This is a genomic window from Pantoea eucalypti (genome assembly GCF_009646115.1).
Taxonomy (GTDB): Bacteria; Pseudomonadota; Gammaproteobacteria; order Enterobacterales; family Enterobacteriaceae; genus Pantoea; species Pantoea eucalypti.
Window position 1 is genome coordinate 960,724 of record NZ_CP045720.1, and the last position, 17,139, is coordinate 977,862.

The 17,139-nt window shown below is 55.3% G+C and carries 13 protein-coding genes; 2 read left to right on the forward strand and 11 right to left on the reverse strand.

The features are described from left to right. The first annotated feature begins 32 nt into the window (after positions 1 to 32). On the forward strand, positions 33 to 1,322 hold the full coding sequence (locus tag EE896_RS04550) for an MFS family transporter (protein WP_003850398.1): 1,290 nt from the start codon (positions 33 to 35) through the stop codon (positions 1,320 to 1,322). A 348-nt stretch (positions 1,323 to 1,670) separates the two neighbouring features. Here EE896_RS04550 and pssA read toward each other — a convergent pair whose 3' ends face one another. The 4 genes from pssA to trxC form a co-directional block, all read right to left on the reverse strand. Further along, positions 1,671 to 3,026, reverse strand: coding sequence for a CDP-diacylglycerol--serine O-phosphatidyltransferase (gene pssA / locus EE896_RS04555; RefSeq protein WP_003850394.1), 1,356 nt, complete (start codon positions 3,024 to 3,026; stop codon positions 1,671 to 1,673). 99 nt (positions 3,027 to 3,125) lie between these two features. After that, entirely contained in the window at positions 3,126 to 5,801 is a 2,676-nt protein-coding gene (locus EE896_RS04560) for a bifunctional acetate--CoA ligase family protein/GNAT family N-acetyltransferase (RefSeq protein ID WP_078804709.1), read from the reverse strand. Positions 5,802 to 5,940: 139 nt separating this feature from the next. Then, positions 5,941 to 6,618, reverse strand: a complete 678-nt coding sequence (locus tag EE896_RS04565; RefSeq protein WP_003850389.1) for a tRNA-uridine aminocarboxypropyltransferase — start codon at positions 6,616 to 6,618, stop codon at positions 5,941 to 5,943. An 82-nt stretch (positions 6,619 to 6,700) separates the two neighbouring features. Beyond that, positions 6,701 to 7,120: a thioredoxin TrxC gene (trxC, locus tag EE896_RS04570; RefSeq protein WP_008926766.1), complete on the reverse strand. Its 420-nt coding sequence runs from the start codon at positions 7,118 to 7,120 to the stop codon at positions 6,701 to 6,703. A 159-nt stretch (positions 7,121 to 7,279) separates the two neighbouring features. Here trxC and EE896_RS04575 point away from each other — a divergent pair, with 159 nt between their 5' ends. Then, positions 7,280 to 8,464 carry a tRNA/rRNA methyltransferase gene (locus EE896_RS04575; protein ID WP_003850386.1) on the forward strand — a complete coding sequence of 395 codons (1,185 nt, stop codon included), beginning with the start codon at positions 7,280 to 7,282 and terminating at the stop codon, positions 8,462 to 8,464. Positions 8,465 to 8,500: 36 nt separating this feature from the next. Here EE896_RS04575 and emrB read toward each other — a convergent pair whose 3' ends face one another. The 7 genes from emrB to proV form a co-directional block, all read right to left on the reverse strand. Next, the gene (gene emrB / locus EE896_RS04580) at positions 8,501 to 10,036 is read right to left on the reverse strand and encodes a multidrug efflux MFS transporter permease subunit EmrB (RefSeq protein ID WP_003850384.1); all 1,536 of its coding nucleotides are present in this window, start codon (positions 10,034 to 10,036) and stop codon (positions 8,501 to 8,503) included. Between the two features lie 16 nt (positions 10,037 to 10,052). Next, entirely contained in the window at positions 10,053 to 11,225 is a 1,173-nt protein-coding gene (gene emrA, locus EE896_RS04585; protein WP_008926765.1) for a multidrug efflux MFS transporter periplasmic adaptor subunit EmrA, read from the reverse strand. A gap of 150 nt (positions 11,226 to 11,375) precedes the next feature. After that, a complete protein-coding gene (mprA, locus tag EE896_RS04590; RefSeq protein WP_003850381.1) occupies positions 11,376 to 11,906 on the reverse strand; it encodes a transcriptional repressor MprA in 531 nt (176 codons plus the stop codon). Positions 11,907 to 12,207: 301 nt separating this feature from the next. After that, on the reverse strand, positions 12,208 to 13,395 hold the full coding sequence (locus EE896_RS04595; RefSeq protein ID WP_140915757.1) for an MFS transporter: 1,188 nt from the start codon (positions 13,393 to 13,395) through the stop codon (positions 12,208 to 12,210). Positions 13,396 to 13,606: 211 nt separating this feature from the next. Next, complete coding sequence (gene proX / locus EE896_RS04600; RefSeq protein ID WP_140915756.1) at positions 13,607 to 14,605, reverse strand: glycine betaine/L-proline ABC transporter substrate-binding protein ProX; 999 nt, start codon at positions 14,603 to 14,605, stop codon at positions 13,607 to 13,609. A 61-nt stretch (positions 14,606 to 14,666) separates the two neighbouring features. Next, positions 14,667 to 15,758: a glycine betaine/L-proline ABC transporter permease ProW gene (gene proW / locus EE896_RS04605; protein WP_003850374.1), complete on the reverse strand. Its 1,092-nt coding sequence runs from the start codon at positions 15,756 to 15,758 to the stop codon at positions 14,667 to 14,669. After that, positions 15,755 to 16,951 (reverse strand): glycine betaine/L-proline ABC transporter ATP-binding protein ProV, encoded by a 1,197-nt coding sequence (gene proV / locus EE896_RS04610; protein ID WP_003850372.1) that lies wholly within the window; start codon positions 16,949 to 16,951, stop codon positions 15,755 to 15,757. Before proV ends, proW begins: the two co-directional genes overlap by 4 nt. Positions 16,952 to 17,139 lie beyond the last annotated feature (188 nt).

Here is a 17,139-nt window from a genome sequence, read left to right on the forward strand (position 1 = left end):
CGCTGTTGATCAGCAAGGAACAGAGGTAAGGCATGACACCCACCAATAATAAAACTCAGCCGGATGATACAAAGAAACGTATCTGGGCAATCGTCGGCGCGTCATCGGGCAACCTGGTTGAATGGTTCGACTTCTATGTCTATTCATTCTTCTCGCTCTACTTTGCGCACATCTTCTTCCCAAAGGGTGACACCACAACGCAGTTATTGCAGACAGCGGGTGTTTTTGCAGCAGGATTTTTAATGCGTCCGATTGGCGGCTGGTTATTTGGCTATATTGGCGACAAGCACGGCCGAAAAAATTCGATGCTGGTTTCAGTCTGTATGATGTGTTTTGGTTCACTGGTGATCGCCTGCCTGCCCGGTTATGCAACGATTGGCGTAGCCGCTCCCGTCATTCTGCTGCTGGCGCGTATGTTTCAGGGGTTATCGGTGGGTGGGGAGTATGGGACCAGCGCAACCTACATGAGTGAAGTCGCCCTGGAAGGACGCAAGGGATTCTATGCCTCTTTCCAGTACGTCACGCTGATTGGCGGTCAGTTAGCGGCGGTGCTGACCGTGGTGGTCCTGCAATTTGTGCTCACTGATGCAGAGCTGCGCAGCTGGGGCTGGCGCATTCCGTTCTTCCTCGGCGCACTGCTCGCCGTTGTCGCATTGTGGTTACGACGCTCTCTGGAAGAAACCTCAGATAAAGCCAGCCGTGAACATCGTGATGCGGGTAGCGTCATCGGGTTACTGCGCAATCATACCCGTCCCTTCCTGATGGTGCTGGGTTTCACCGCCGGCGGCTCCCTGAGTTTTTACACCTTCACCACCTACATGCAAAAGTATCTGGTTAACACATCAGGCATGGATCCAAAAACGGCCAGCGGGCTGATGACCGGGGCACTGCTGGTCTTCATGCTGATTCAGCCAATAATCGGTGCGCTGTCAGATAAAATCGGTCGTCGCACTTCGATGATGATCTTTGGTGCGGGGGCGGCAATCTGTACAGTACCCATTCTGACCCTGCTGCAAAACGTGCAAAGTCCTGGCGTAGCTTTCCTGTTAATCATGCTGGCCTTGTTGATTACCAGCTTCTACACCGCCATCAGCGGCATTCTTAAAGCCGAAATGTTTCCGCCGCAGGTGCGTGCTCTGGGTGTCGGGCTATCATACGCAGTCGCGAATGCGCTGTTCGGTGGGTCGGCGGAGTATGTGGCGTTGCTGATGAAGCAGCAGGGGATTGAGACCACCTTCTTCTGGTATGTTTCAGCCATGGGTGCGGTAGCATTTCTGGTGTCGCTGTTGCTGCACAGACGCGGCAAAGGGATTACGCTTTAACAAGGCGACTGACTCAGATTTCACAGGGCAATGCCGCGGGTTGCATCCGCGGCATCCCACACGAACGCTTTCCAGCGCCAGCCGCTGCCATTCGGGCGGCTGTCATATCACTCTTTTCCCGCCCCAATACTTAATGAAAACAGGATGCCGATAGTCTGGTTTTGACGGCCAGAAAGAGGCTGGCGCTGCCCATATTCATTGCCTGCAGCAGCCAGCGCGGCAGAAGCGAAAACATGTTCCGCTTTATCCCGTCATGCTCGCTGATCTTCCGCCATATCGACGCATCCACTGCACAACAGCACAGCAACAGGATACTTCGCGTAATGAATGCCTCTATGGCCGCAGCGATTAAAGAATACGGCTGATCAGGCGATCGATACGTATCCGGCGCAGACGGCGAATCAGTTTCCGCACTTTAGCCGGGTAATCGGCAATACTTTCAAGCTCACGGAAATGCGTCACTATCGTCGTGTTCTGACGGATTAACGTAAGCTCTTTCTCACGCTGAGCCGCTAACTCCTGATGAGGATCGTGAATCAGCACCGCATTTTCCAGATCAAGCCGCCATGCACGCGGGTTGAGGTTATTACCGGTAATCAGCTGCCATTCGTCATCAACCCACATCCCTTTAAGGTGATAACTGTTTTCACCATCCTTCCAGAGTCTCACGACCAGCTGATCGGTCGTAACATAGTAGTGCAGACGGCTCATGAAACGACGCAGATTGATTTCATACAGGTAAGGCAGCGCGCCGATAATTTTGAATGGCTCATCAGGCGCAATGTAGAAATCATTGGCGGTTTTATCACCGACGATGATCTCGACTTTTTTCCCCTGGCGCAGCAGATGAATGATATTACGCACCAGCAGGGCTGGCATGTTGAAGTAAGGGGTACAGATGATCAGCTTCTGTTCCGCACAGGGCATCAGATGGAAAATGGTTTTATTGAGCAGGCTATGCTTGCCCAGACCGACCAGTGGCGTGACCGTCAGTTCATCATTGCCGGCATTGCCTTCAAACTGGTAATTGAAACCCCGGAGATCCTGACGGAACTGGCGTGTCTCATTTTTGATTTCAGGACTTGAGGGGCGTTCTGCAAAATCGAGCCGGTTGACGGCTTCTGCAGGTTTAAGATTCAGTGTGATCCACTCATACATGGTATCGGTCAGTTGGGGATTCCGGATAACCTGATAGCGATCATACCGATACTTATCATGCTGATGCAGGTAGACATCATTGATGCTGGCACCGCTATAGAGCAGCATATCATCAATAATGAAGCCTTTTAGATGAAGCACGCCCAGCGCTTCACGCGTATTAACCGGGATGCCATAAACCGGGATGGCAATATCCGGATAGCGTGTGGCCATTTCGCAATACCAGTCAGCATTGGTTACGCCTCGTGCTGCGCCAATTCGGCCACGTTGCGCGCGGTGCCAGTCGACCAGAATCGAAATATCCAGCGTTGGCCGCGCCTGCTTCGCGCTATAGAGCGCATCCATAACGGCACGTCCGGCGTCATCATTTTCCAGATAAAGCGCAACAATACAGATGCGTGTCTGTGCGGTCGCTATTTTCTCCAGCAACGTCTGGCGAAACTCAGCAGGCGAATAAAGTGTCGACACATCCGCAACGGATTGTGACAGTTTAGGCAGCTGTGCGAGGTGTTGTTGGTGTTTGTTACGTTTGAATTTAGACAACATCACAGTGCACTTCTTCTCTGTTCATTGCATGGCCTTTTGCCATCAAATCAGGGTTATAACCACAAATAATAACATCAACTCCGTCAATTCGAACGTTTTTTACCTTTCTCTACAAGGTGGGTTGATCTCATTCTGTAAGGACAATTTCAGGCTGACAATACCGTCATCCAGTTGAATATCAACATGAAAGTTAAGTTTACGGGCCAGCGTAATCATGCCGCGATTATGGGGCATGGTGATACCGTTCAATTGTTGCAAGCCGTGATGTCGGGTGTAGCGGATCATCTTTTCCAGCAGACGGCGGCCCATCCCTAACCCTTTCAGGTCAGAACGGACCAGCACCGAAAACTCCGCATCAATGTTATCCGCATCAGAGATAGCGCGGGTTACACCGATGATCTCAGGTCGTCCCTGATGCTGACGCACCGCTACGATCGCCATCTCACGGTCATAATCGATCTGGGTCATATTGGCGAGATCATCATGGGTGAATTCATTGATTTCACTGAAGTAGCGGTAGTAAAGGTCTTCTTTGGTCACCTGGCTAATGAAGTCGCGCAGCAAAGGTTCATCTTCTGGCAGGATCGGCCGGAACAGGCAGAATTGCCCATTCTTTAATTCCACCTGCTCCTCAAGATGCTGAGGATAAGGACGAATTGCCAGCCGCGCTTCGTTATCGCCATCGAACGGAGCCAGCGTCAGGGTGACATCCAGCAGGGTAAAATCATTACCCGCTGCCAGTAGCGGATGAATATCCAGTCGCTGGATCTCCGGGCAATCCACCACCAGGTTAGAGACCTGCACCAGCAACTGGCTCAAACCGGGGATATCCAGCGGATTCAGGGCGCTACGGCTGCGGATTTTTCCGCTCTTGATTGCCTGAATCACCAGATAGCGTGCCAGTGTCATATTCAGCGGAGGCAAGGCAACCGCAGCCTGTTTATCGGCCTGCCATTCAACGCCGCCTTCGCCCAGCATAATGATTGGACCAAACAGGGCATCCTGTTCGACCACGACCCGCAACTCCTGCGCGCCCGCACGGCTGGCCATGCTCTGAACCAGCAGCCCTTCAATACGCGCCTGCGGCAGCGTCTGTCTGACCCGATCAAAAATGGCCTCAGCGGCATGCTCTACTTCGCTGGCATTGCGCAGATAGAGCATTACACCCTGAACCTCCGACTTATGGGCGATATCGGGTGAACGCAGTTTCAGCGCCACCGGATAGCCAATCTGATCGGCAATCGCCACAGCCGATGTGCTGTCGCTGGCGATCCAGGTCGGCAGTGTCGCCAGTCCGTATGCCTGCAATACTGGCTGCACTTCGTGCGTATCCAGCGCGGTAACGCCGCGCGACAGCGCCTGTGACAGCAACTGGTGAGCCTGAGCGCTATCCTGCTTCAGTGTTGTGGGCAGGGCAGGGGTTTCACGCAGCTGCTTCTGGTTACGGCGATACTCAACCTGATGCATAAAGGCGGTGACGGTGCCTTCCGGCGTGCGCCAGGTCGGGATGCCCGCCTGCGTAAAGGCACGACGTGCAGCCTGGGAAGAGAACTCGCCGCTCCAGTTGGTCAGCAGCGTCACCAGCTTACCGCGCGGGTGACGGGCTATGGTGTCGATCAGATGTGCGGCCGTTTCAGTTGCGGGCGCGACCGCGCTTGGCGCATGAATAATCATTAATGCATCAAGTTCATGGCTGTTGAGCAGAATCTCCACACAGGCGGTATAACGTTCCGCTGTGGCGTCATCTTTTAAATCCAGCGGATTACCGCGACCTGCACCCGCGGGTAGCAGCGCCTCCAGTTGCTGACGTGTCTCATCGCTGAGCTGCGCCAGTTTTCCGTTACGGGCATAGAGTTCATCCAGCGCCAGCGCGGCAGGTGCGGCTCCATTGCTGATGATCATCAGTCTGTCGCCTCGCAGCGGGCGCATATGGCTTAGCGACTCAACGGCGGAGAACAGCTCATGGGTATCCTGGACCCGCAGCAACCCGGCGCGCTGAATGGCCGCATCCCAGGCGGCGTCAAGGCCGCTGTGGGTGCCAAGCAGCGCCTGGGCTTCGCGGCTGCGACCACTCTTGATGATCAATATCGGTTTATTCCGCGAGGCACTGCGGGAAGCGGAAACAAAACGACGCGCATCGCTGAGGTGCTCAAGATAGAGCAGGATGGCGCTGGTCTTGCCGTCACGCGCCAGGAAGTCGAGCAGGTCATCGACATCGGTATCCAGACTGTCACCCAGCGCAATAAACCAGGAGAAACCGAGATTACGCTGCTGCGCCCAGTCGAGAATGGTATTAGAGACGGCGGCGGACTGAGAGATAAACGCGATGCGGCCTTTCTCAATTGGCACCGGCGAGAAGCTGGCATTCAATCCCTGCCAGGGCGCCAGCAGGCCCAGACTGTTTGGTCCCAGCAGACGTATCTGCCATTTACCTGCGCAGGCTTTGAGCTCGGCCGACTGGCTGGCGGGCGCGGAGAGGATAATGCAGGCCTTGCAGCCTTTTTCGCCGAGCTGTTGCAGCAACTCGAGGTTACGTTTCGAGTGGGTACAGATCACCGCCAGGTCGGGCGCGAAAGGTAGGCTGTCGATGGTGGGCCAGGCCAGCACGCCGCTGACTGCTTTATATTTTGGCGTCACCGGCAAAACCGGCCCGCTAAAACCGCCCGCCAGCAGGTTACGCATCATAAAGTATCCGGCACGCCCGGGCGTGACCGAGGCACCAATCACCGCAATTGATTTAGGTCGTAACAGCGCTTCCAGTCCGCGTTGGCTCATCTCGCCCTCCAGAGATCGGGATTTGCGTGATTGTAAACGCTTTTTGCTGGCAGTGCTTCCGGGCAGATCGCAGGCTGAAGATCCGGATCTTCGGATCGGTCAGCCCAGGCGCTCGCCTGCCGGAAGAAGAGGGATGCGGCTAAGCCTGTCCGGCGTGATGCGGTTTCCCTGCCAGGTAGGCCGCACGGAACTGATCAAAATGGTGAGATAGTGCTTCTGCCGCCAGCCGATCGCCCGCCTGCGCCAGCAGCGCCGCGGCCACTTCAGCGGTACAGTGCTGACCTTCGCCGTGCGCCTCCCGCAGCGTATAGCGCGAAGGAGTGCTCACATCCAGCGACATCACCGGCAGGGCGTCGAGCCAGGGGCTTTTGCGGAACATCTTGCGTGCTTCGGTCCAGGTGCCATCCAGCATAATAAACAGCGGCGGCTTGCCGCTGGTGGGTGGCGTTGTCAGCACCTCGCGACCAGGATCCGCATAGGCGGCCGGAAAGACGACAAGCGGCTGATAATCAGGATTGCGCACGGCCGCCAGCAGCAGCGGATCCGGCTCGGTGCGTGACCAGCCAAACGCCTGGGTATCCGGCAGAATATCGGCAATCAGACGCCCGGTATTGCTCGGTTTCATCGGCTCGGTATCAAACATCACCAGGCAGAAGCGGCTACGGGCAGACGCAGGAACGATCTGACTGCAAAGACAGTTGGCTTCTGGCAGCAGACAACCCTGGCAGCGAATGACACGATTTCCACGCGCAAGAAAAGGACGGGTGGCACGCGCCAGGCGTTGGGTGCGCAAGCGCAAAACAGCATTATCAGACATGAGGTTTCAGGGCAGGAAAAAACGTCAGTGTAATCGAAGCGCAGGCGAAAAGGAAAAGGCCAGACTGGCTGGCCTCTGAATATTACAGTGATTCATCCAGCCATTCGTTAAACGGTGCCTTGGGCATGGCACCATTCAGCATGTCCACCCGCTCGCCGTTCTTAAACAGCATGATGGTAGGAATACTGCGAATGTTGAAACGGGCGCTCAGGGCCGGTTCCGCTTCGGTGTTCACTTTAATAAAGCGGACTTTCCCGCTGCGCTCGCTGGCGACATCTTTAAACACGGGCGCAAAATTGACGCAGGGACCGCACCAGGGCGCCCAGAAATCGATCACCACCGGCAGATCGTCCTGCAGATATTTGTCAAAGTTAGCGCTGGTGGCATTGACCACCTCGCCATCAAACAACGCATTTCCGCAGCGGCCGCATTTCGCCGCATCGGCAAGGCGTTCTTCAGGAACGCGATTGGTTGCCTGGCAGGAAGCGCATACCGTATTCATAGGAACCTCTGAGGTTTAAAAGTGTCAGTCTGGTAATTGTTGTCCATTATGAAAGAGGGCGGATTCCTGCTCAATCTGGATTGCTCTATAGGTTCAATAGTTGATAGCTAAGCGCCAGCACATCAGGTAATCTGCGCGCTCTCAATGCAGGAGGAAGATATGAACGACGAATTTAAAGGCAAGAGCGGCAAGGTTAAGGTGATGTACGTGCGTGGCGAGGACGATAAAAGTGCGCGTGCGCCGAATCCTCGTACAGGCAAAGGTGGTCACGCTGCTGCCCGCCAGGATGATAATCGTCGTTCATCTGGCCCCCGTACAGAACGCAGTCAGGAAGGTGGTCGCTCCGCGGGGCGTCGCAGCGACGACACTGGTCGCAGCAGTTCACCGCGCCGTGACGAAGGCGGACGTGGCGCGCCACGCCGTTCAGACGAGGGTGCAGGTCGCCGCAACGATCGTGGCGATGATAGCCGTGGCGCCTATGGCAGCAGCGACTCCCCATGGCGCACCGTATCACGCGCGCCATCAGCAGACCGTGCTGCATCGCCCGAGAGTGATAAGCCCGATCATGGCGGCATCAGCGGCAAGAGCTTTGTTGATCCTGAGCAGATCCGTCGTCAGCGTAACGAAGAAACCCGCGTTTATGGTGAGAACGCCTGTCAGGCACTGTTCCAGAGTCGTCCGGAAGCGATTGTTCGCGCCTGGTTCATTCAGGAAGTGACTCCGCGTTTCCGTGAATCGCTGCGCTGGCTGGCGGCGAACCGCAAAGCCTATCACGTGGTAGAAGATGCAGAGATCACCAAAGCATCAGGCACTGAGCATCACGGTGGCGTCTGCTTCCTGATCAAAAAGCGTATGGGTATGGCGGTTTCGGAATGGCTGAGCCAGGCAACAACCAAAGATTGCGTACTGGCACTGGAAGATGTCAGTAACCCGCATAACCTGGGCGCGATTATGCGCAGCTGCGCGCACTTTGGCGTAAAAGGTTTGCTGGTAAACGATGCCTCACTGCTGGAGTCGGGTGCAGCAGTGCGCACCGCAGAAGGCGGTGCCGAGCATGTTCAGGCCATCAGCGGCGCAACTTTCAGCGAAGGTCTGGAAGCGTTCCGTAAAGCGGGTTACACCATCGTGACCACCTCCAGCCATCAGGGCACGCCGCTGGCGCAGGCTAAGCTGCCGGAGAAAATGGTGCTGGTGTTAGGTCAGGAACGTGAAGGTCTTTCTGACACCGCGTTCAAACAGGGTGACATGAGCCTGTCGATTGGCGGCACCGGCAACGTAGAAAGTCTCAACGTTTCGGTCGCAACCGGCGTACTGCTCGCCGAATGGTGGCGTCAGAACGCATAAAAAAACGGGCCGAAAGGCCCGTTTTGCTTTGTCACGTCAGTGTGCGCCACCGCCGCCACCGCCTGCACCAAACGGCGGACGGGCAAACCAGATCAGCACCAGCAGGATCAGGAATACCCCCGCCGATGCCCAGAAAATTTCATTCGCTGAAATGATCAGTCCCTGATTGGTAATCTGCTGCGCGATATACGCCGAGGCCTGCTGCTGCGTCATTCCCAGGCTCTCCAGCTGGCTATACATCTGCTGTGAATTAACGTTGTACGGGGTAATTGACTCGGTCATATAGCTATGATGCATCGACTCGCGATTCGTCCACATCGTGGTTGTAATCGACGTGCCTACCGAACCAGCAAACGTACGCATAAAGTTCGACAGGCTGGATGCTGCGGCCATGCGCTCCGGCGGCAGTCCCGACAGCGTAATGGTCGTCAGTGGCATAAAGAAGCAGGCCACGGCAAAGCCCTGGATAAACTGCGGCCAGGCTGAGGCACCAAAGTCCATCCCCGGTTCAAATGTATACGCGCGCCAGTAGAAGCAGATGGCATACATAATGAAGCTGAATGTGACCAGCCGTCGCATGTCGAGCTTATGCGCAAAGCGACCAATAATCGGCGACAGGATCACCGGTATGATGCCTACCGGTGCCGACGCCAGGCCTGCCCAGGTTGCGGTATAACCGTAAACCTCCTGCAGCAGCTGCGGTAACAGGACTATCGAGCCGAAGTAGAGCATGTACGCCAGACTGATCGACAGACAGCCAATGGTAAAATTGCGCGACTTAAACAGGGAGAGGTCGATGATCGGGTGATCGTCCGTCAGCTCCCAGACCAGCAGGACTGTGAGCGCGATCAATGCCACGACCCCTAACACGATAATCTCGACCGAGTTAAACCAGTCGAGCTCCTTTCCGCGATCCAGCATGACCTGTAAACAGCCGATCCCCACGACCAGCAGCACCAGCCCGACCATGTCGATCCGCCGGATTTCGGTTTTAGTTTCCCGGCCACGCAGCGTTTGCAGCGTCAGTATGACCACGGCCACACCAATCGGGACGTTGATAAAGAAGATCCAGCCCCAGTGATAGTTATCGCTGATCCAGCCGCCCAGTATCGGGCCACAGATCGGCGCGACGATCACCGTCATCGCCCACAGCGACAGTGCCAGACTGCGCTTAGCGGGCGGATAGTTGTTGAGCAGCAGACTTTGCGACAGCGGGATCAATGGACCTGCAACAATCCCCTGAATGACACGGAAAAAGATCAGCATCTCCAGGCTATCTGACATACCACACGCCCAGGAGGCGATGGCAAACAGAATGGTCGACCAGGTGAACAACTTCACTTCACCAATGCGCTTTGCCAGCCAGCCGGTCAGCGGGATCGAGATCGCATTCGCGACACCAAACGAGGTGATTACCCATGTACCCTGAGAGTTCGACGCGCCCAGGTTCCCGGCAATCGTAGGGATGGCCACGTTGGCGATGGTCGAGTCCAGCACCTGCATGAACGTCGCCAGCGACAGCGCAACGGTCATCAGGACCAGCGGCATCCCTTCAAGCGGTTTTTGTGCCATTACAGCCTCCGCGTCATCATCCGGCGTTGGCGCGGACAATATCGGTGATCAGCTGATTGACCGGCGCAAGGTCAATCGCCAGGGCATTGCTGCTGTAAGCGGCCTGCTGGCGGACGCTGGTAGCCAGCACACTGCCTTCGTTGCTGGTGGTATCGATTTTGACCAGCGTGGAGAGGCCGATGCGCAGTGGATGTCTGGCGATATCTTCCTGATTCAGTTCGATACGAACCGGCAGGCGCTGAACCACTTTGATCCAGTTACCGGTAGCATTCTGTGCAGGCAGCAGAGAGAAGGCGCTGCCGGTGCCCATATCCAGTCCTGCGACTTTGCCATGATAAACGACGTCGTCACCGTAAATGTCGGCAACCACGGTGGCAGGCTGACCAATGCGTACGCCAGCCAGCTGGGTCTCTTTGAAATTGGCATCGACCCACAGATTCGTTGCAGGCACGACAGCCAGCAGCGGGGTGCTGGTGGAGATTTGTGAACCGACCTGCACGCTGCGACGTGAAACAAAACCATCCATCGGGCTGCGGATCTCGGTGCGCTGCAGTGCCAGCCAGGCATCACGCAACTCAGCTGCGCTCTGTTGCACAGCTGGCTGATTCTCCAGCGAGGTATTAAGGATCATCGCCTGATTAGCATTATATTGCTGAATCGCGACATCCAGCTGCGCTTTAGCCGTCGCGACAGCGTCCCGGGCGTGCTGCAACTCTTCACGGCCAATCAGGTTAGCTACACCCAATGGCTCACGACGTTTCAGGTCGGCCTGTGCCTGCGCCAGCGCAGTTTGCTGCAACGTAATGCTGGCCTGGTACTGTTTGCCATTGATCATCAGCTGATGCGTCTGACGCACGCTGGTGGCCAGTGCTGTCTGCGCTTTTTCAAACGCCTGTTCAGCATCCGTCTTATCGAGTGAAACCAGCACATCGCCCTTTTTAACGAAATCGGTATCTTCAAACCAGACTTTGTTAACGCTACCGGAAACCTGTGCCATCACCTGCACCTGATTACCTGCAACGTAGGCGTCATCGGTCTCCTGAAAATGGCGCAGGACCAGGAACCAGTAAACCCCCCAGGCAATACCAATCAGCACAAAGATCAGCGCCAGCACAATGAGCACACTTTTGCGCTTCTTCTTTTTACTGGCTGACGGTTGCGGACTTTGTGCTTCTGCCGTTGCACTCATGACTTTCTCCACGTTTTCCATTTAGACGGGCAGCAGAAATCCATTTCTGCCAGCGCCCGAGTCGAAAAAGCCAGCGACTAGGCGCTGGCCAGATAAAAAAGGAAGTTAAAATAACGATTTCGACGGGTGATTGTGTCGCACTTATTGCTATTAGCGGGACAGCGAGGCGATCAGCTGATCTTCATCCATTTTATCAAGACGATTAAGCAGCTTACGGGTAATACCTTCCAGCTGGGATTTCTCATCGACTGACAGCGACGACCAGAGATACTGCAGGCTCTGATGCTGAGGGGGCAGCAACTGACGCAGGAACTCCATGCCTTTATCGGTCAGATGCAGGTGCAGGCAGCGACGGTCGTGATCGCTTTCGCGACGCTCAATCCAGCCGCGCTTCTCCAGCTCATCGGCAATGCGCGTCGCATTGGTGCGTGAAGAGCCAAGGGCTGAACTGAGTTCAGAAGGCTGAATGCTGTGGTTTTCCTGCGCATCCAGCGTAATCAACGCCATGAACAGGGTTTCATTAATCCCCTGTGCTTTCAGCATCTTATTACGGTTGTCCAGCAGTTTACCCTGCATATGCATACAGAGACGCGTCAGAATAATTTCCTGTAACGGAAAATCCTTATGGCGATTGGCACGGATGTTTAGCATCTGCTCAATGGGAGTAAACGAACTTTCCATTAAAAAAAACCTCACTAATTGCAACTTGTATAATAACTATGGTGACAGGGTAAGCGTAGTCACTTTTTGGCAGGTGATCGCTCTCAGACCCGCACTCTGTACCATCAAAGGTATTCCAGGCCACTCCCTGGCCCTGGGTCAAAAACCCGTACACCCGGCGGCAGCGCTGAGCCGGGACGTTTTCAAAAGAGGGCAAATTTAATAATATCGCGAGGAAAAATAACCGAAGTGAATAGCTTTGTTACTAACCATAACAAACCTAACCATTTGTGACCAGACCCTTGCACTGTCGGGCCAGGATTCAGTTGATTATTTCCGGCTCAAAGCGCGATCCCTTTGCCCAGATCAGCAGATTAGTCAGCGTAAGCAGGGCGCCAGCGCCACAGACGCCATGCCAGCCCCACAGATGATAAGCGGTGGCGGAGAGCAGCGAACCCGCCGCACCACCTGTAAAGTAGCTGGTCATGTAACCTGCATTCAGACGGTTACGAGCCTCCGGCATCTGCGCATAGATCACGCTTTGATTGGTGATATGGACAGCCTGCACCGCCAGATCCAGCAGCAGAATGCCAATAATAAGCGGCACCAGCTGCGCTGCGCCCCATGCAATAGCGGCCCAGGAGAGCAACATGAGCAGCAGGCCAAGTCGGGTCGTCAGCTTCGCTTTACCCCTGTCAGCCAGTGAGCCCGCCTGACGAGCAGCCAGCGCCCCTGCGGCACCGACCAGCCCCAGCAGGCCGATCTCACCTTCTGAGAAGTGATAAGGCGCGCCAGAAAGCAGAAACGCCATTGAGGTCCACAGCAGGCTGAAATTGGCAAACGCGAGACAGCCGGTCCACGCGCGGGTGCGGATCACGCGATTACCTGCATACAGGCGAAAGATAGAGGCCAGCAGTTGTGGATAGCTCATTGGCACGGACTGCTTAACACGTGGCAGCGCTCGCCACAGCGCCAGCGCCATCACGACTATCAGCAAACTGGCTGTCCAGTAGACCGTACGCCAGCCGCCAAGCTGTGCGAGACCGCCTGCCACGGTGCGCGCCAGCAGAATCCCCAGCAGCAAACCGCTCATGACGGTACCAACGATTTTGCCGCGCCGCTCCGGCTCGGCCAGTGTGGCAGCCAGCGGCACCAGGATTTGCGCAGCGACCGAAAACAGGCCAGTCATGACTGTGCCCAGCAGTAAAAAGGGAAATGAGTGCGAAAGGGCGATGATGACCATGCCCGCCGCAGCCAGCAGGATCATCGTTACAATCAGGCTGCGTCGGTCAAAGCGATCGCCTAACGGCACCAGCAACAGCAATCCGCAGGCATAGCCGAGTTGCGCCGTGGTGACAATAAACCCGGCGAGGCTAACAGAGAGATCAAACTGTTGAGCGATGGTATTAAGCAGTGGCTGAACGTAGTAGTTACTGGCTACGCAGAGGCCGGTTGCTACCGACATCAGAACCACTAAAGCAGGCGTCAGACCCTGGCGAGTCGCATTCATAAACAGCATCGGTCGCTAATAATCATTTAAGGTTAATAATAACTCAAAAAACTATTTCACACGCATGTTTATTAACAGGCCATACCAGTCGGGATAGCAGGCATAAAAAAAGGGCAGAAATGTTTCCGCCCTTAATCACTGTCCGACTTAAGGCGTATGCTCTCTGAGCCAGCACTTTTATCAACCACCCTGGGGTGGACATGTTTTCATGTTATTGCGCGGCGGCCTGAGCCTCGCTGATCCATTTATCGAACTCAGCCTGATGCGCTTTAATCCAGCCATCAACATGACGGTTAATCGCCTCTTCTGAGTTTTGTCCGGCATGCATCGCTGAGTTTTCAGCATTGATATCGGTAATAGGCAGCTTCATGACCGCAAACAGACGGGCCGCCGCCGGATTTTTCGCCGCCCAGGCTTTGTTGGCGACGATGTGCATGGTATTAACCGGGAAACCGTAGTTCGCGCCGTTTGGCAGCTTAGTATCGACATCCTTCTGTTCGCCAGGCAGCGACGAGAACGGCACCTGCAGCCAGACTACATCGCGGCCCGGCTTCAGCACATCGCTCAGCCAGTAGGGCGTCCAGGTATAATAAAGGATCGGCTTACCCTGTTTGTAGCGTGCCAGCGTATCCGCCACCATCGCCGAATAGTTACCCATATTGGCGGTCACGGTATCACTGAGACCAAAGGCGCTGTTCTGATGATTAATTACCGCTTCACAGCCCCAGCCTGGCGTACAGCCGGTCATATCCGCCTTGCCATCGCCGTTGGCGTCAAACAGTCTGGCGATCTTAGGATCTTTCAGCTGTTCGATATTGGTTATGTGATATTTCTCGGCGGTCTTCTTATCAATCAGATAACCCTGGGCGGCACCGGTAACGTAGGTTCCCTGTCGATACAGCTTCTGATCGCCACCGGCAGCTTTATACATGTCGTCATGCAGCGGCTGCCAGTTCACCGCGGTAAAGGTGGAGTCGCCAGCGGCGATAGAGGTGTAGCCAACGTTGTAATCCACTTCACTCGGCTTGCTGACCTGATAGCCGAGTTTTTCCAGCGCGCGGCTGACAATCAGGGTCTGAAAAGTCTCTTCAGCGATAGTACTCTGTATAGGTTGCACCGTAATACCTTTGCCCGGCAGATCGGCAGCGGAGACGTGTGAAACGGCCAGCGTGGTTACCACGGCGGCGAGCAGAGAGGCTCTGTTGCGCATAGTCATTCCTTATTTAAGATGTCGCGTCAGGATGGGCGGCGCGCAGGCACCGCCCGACAGATTATTTTTTACGCGAAGGAGAGAAGATCAGGCCCAGCGGACCGGTGTGATACCAGTGACGATTACCGCGGCTGCGGCTATCGCGACCAAACGATTGGGTCAGGCGATCAAGGATAATGGCAAGAATCACAATTCCCACGCCACCCACCGTAGCCAGCCCCATATCAAGACGGCCAATACCGCGCAGGACCATCTGACCGAGTCCGCCGACGGCGATCATCGAGGCGATCACCACCATTGACAGCGCCAGCATCAGGGTCTGATTGACGCCCGCCATAATGGTGGGCATCGCCAGCGGCAACTGCACTTTGAATAGCAGCTGTCTCGGACTGGCACCAAAGGATTCGCTCGCTTCGATCAGATCGGCGGGTACCTGCTTAATGCCGAGAATAGTCAGACGCACAATCGGTGGCAGGGCGAAGATAATCGTTACCACCACGCCCGGCACGTTGCCGATACCAAACAGCATCACAATCGGCACCAGGTAGACAAAGGCGGGTGTGGTCTGCATTGCATCCAGCAGAGGTCGTACAATACGCGCTGCCCGTTCGCTACGGGCCAGCCAGATCCCCAGCGGCAGGCCGATGAGAATGCAGAACATCAGCGCGGTAAGCACCAGCGCCAGCGTCACCATCGCCTGCGACCAGGCGCCAATGGCCCCTATGGCGATCAGCGATACCAGCGTGGCAATGCCCATGGCGGGGGTTGCGATCTGCCAGGCAATCAGCGCAAACACCAGAATTGCCACTGGCGCTGGCATTCCCAGCAACAGCTGCTGAAAGGCGCTGAGGATATAGTCAACCGGCACCCGGATACCCTGAAACAGCGGGCGGAAATGGTTGACCACCCAGTCGATACCGGTGGTCACCCAGTGATCAAGCGGGATCCAGGTTTTGTGGAACGGATCCATGATACTGAAATGTTCCGGTGCGGGTGCAGGGGCGCTGTTGAGCCAGTCACTGCTACTGGCTGCATGGGTTGTCGCGCTACCATCGGGCGTGCCCCAGGCATCGGCACCGCCGCTGCTGGTGGGCGCAGCCTGAGTGCTGGCAGCGGTGCCGCTATCCCACGGATTGGTGGTGTCCTGACTCATGGCTGGGCTCCTTCACGATCTAACGCGCGCAACAGCGTGCTTTTGGAAATGAGACCGACATAGTGATTTTCTTCGCCGACCACGGGCACCGCACAGGGTGCCTGCGCGACGTGAGAGAGCAAATCGCTCAATGAGGTATCGGCGGGAACCGCCGCCGGGGTGTCGAGCAGGGCGCTGTCGATACCTTCGCCTGCTGCCAGCGCCGCTTTCAGAGAATCGGTGGAAACCACGCCGATAAATTTCTGCTTTTCCAGCACGTAGCCGTAATCGCGGTCTTCATCCTGCAGCAGTTTCATGGCGGAGCGCGGACCGAAACCAGGCGCTTTGCGGATCAATGCTCCCGCGCTACGACGGGCTATATCTTTGGCGCTGAATACGTGACTGATATCGACGCCACGGAAAAAGGTGCGGACATAGTCGTTGGCTGGGTTATTCAGGATCTCATCCGGCGTACCAACCTGTATCACTTCGCCGCCCTGCATAATGGCAATGCGATCGCCAATACGCATCGCTTCATCCAGATCGTGGGAAATAAAGACGATGGTGCGCTGATGCCTGGCTTGTAAATTAACCAGCTCATCCTGCATCTCAGTACGAATCAACGGATCCAGTGCGGAGAAGGCCTCATCCATTAATAAGATGTCGGGATTGATTGCCAGCGCGCGGGCTAATCCGACGCGCTGTCGCATTCCCCCGGAAAGTTCATCCGGGTAAGCGTGCGCATAATTCTCCAGCCCGACCTGACGTAACGCTTCCAGGGCTTTTTCCTGGCGTTCAGCCAGTGCGACGCCCGCTAATTCCATGCCAAATGCCGTGTTATTTAATACATTCATGTGCGGCATCAAAGCAAATGACTGGAATACCATGCTGATTTTATTTCTGCGCACGTCACGCAGTTCGCTGGCCGATATTTTGGCAATATCGACACCATCAATAATCACCTGGCCGCGCGTCGGCTCTATCAGACGATTGAGAAGGCGAACCATGGTCGATTTTCCTGAACCAGATAACCCCATGATGACGAATATCTCGCCTTCTTCAATAGCCAGACTGGCGTTCTTTACGCCAAGAGAGAGACCGGTCTTCTCCAGAATGACATCTTTGGTCGCACCTTTTTCAATATATTTAAACGCGCGATCCGGATTGTCGCCAAATATTTTATAGAGATTTTTTACTTCGAGCTTAATAGCCATGCAGTCATTAAATCCTGGTTGAAATATCTGATATTAACCTGTCGTTCCCGCTGAAATTTAAGCAGGCCATACCGTAGCACACTGACGTTATCTGACAACCCTGAGTTGGGATGTTTGCCGGGCACGGGGCATTCAGATGTAGATTATCTTCAGTGCTCACAAGGGATAAGCGCGGATTAATTTTTTGT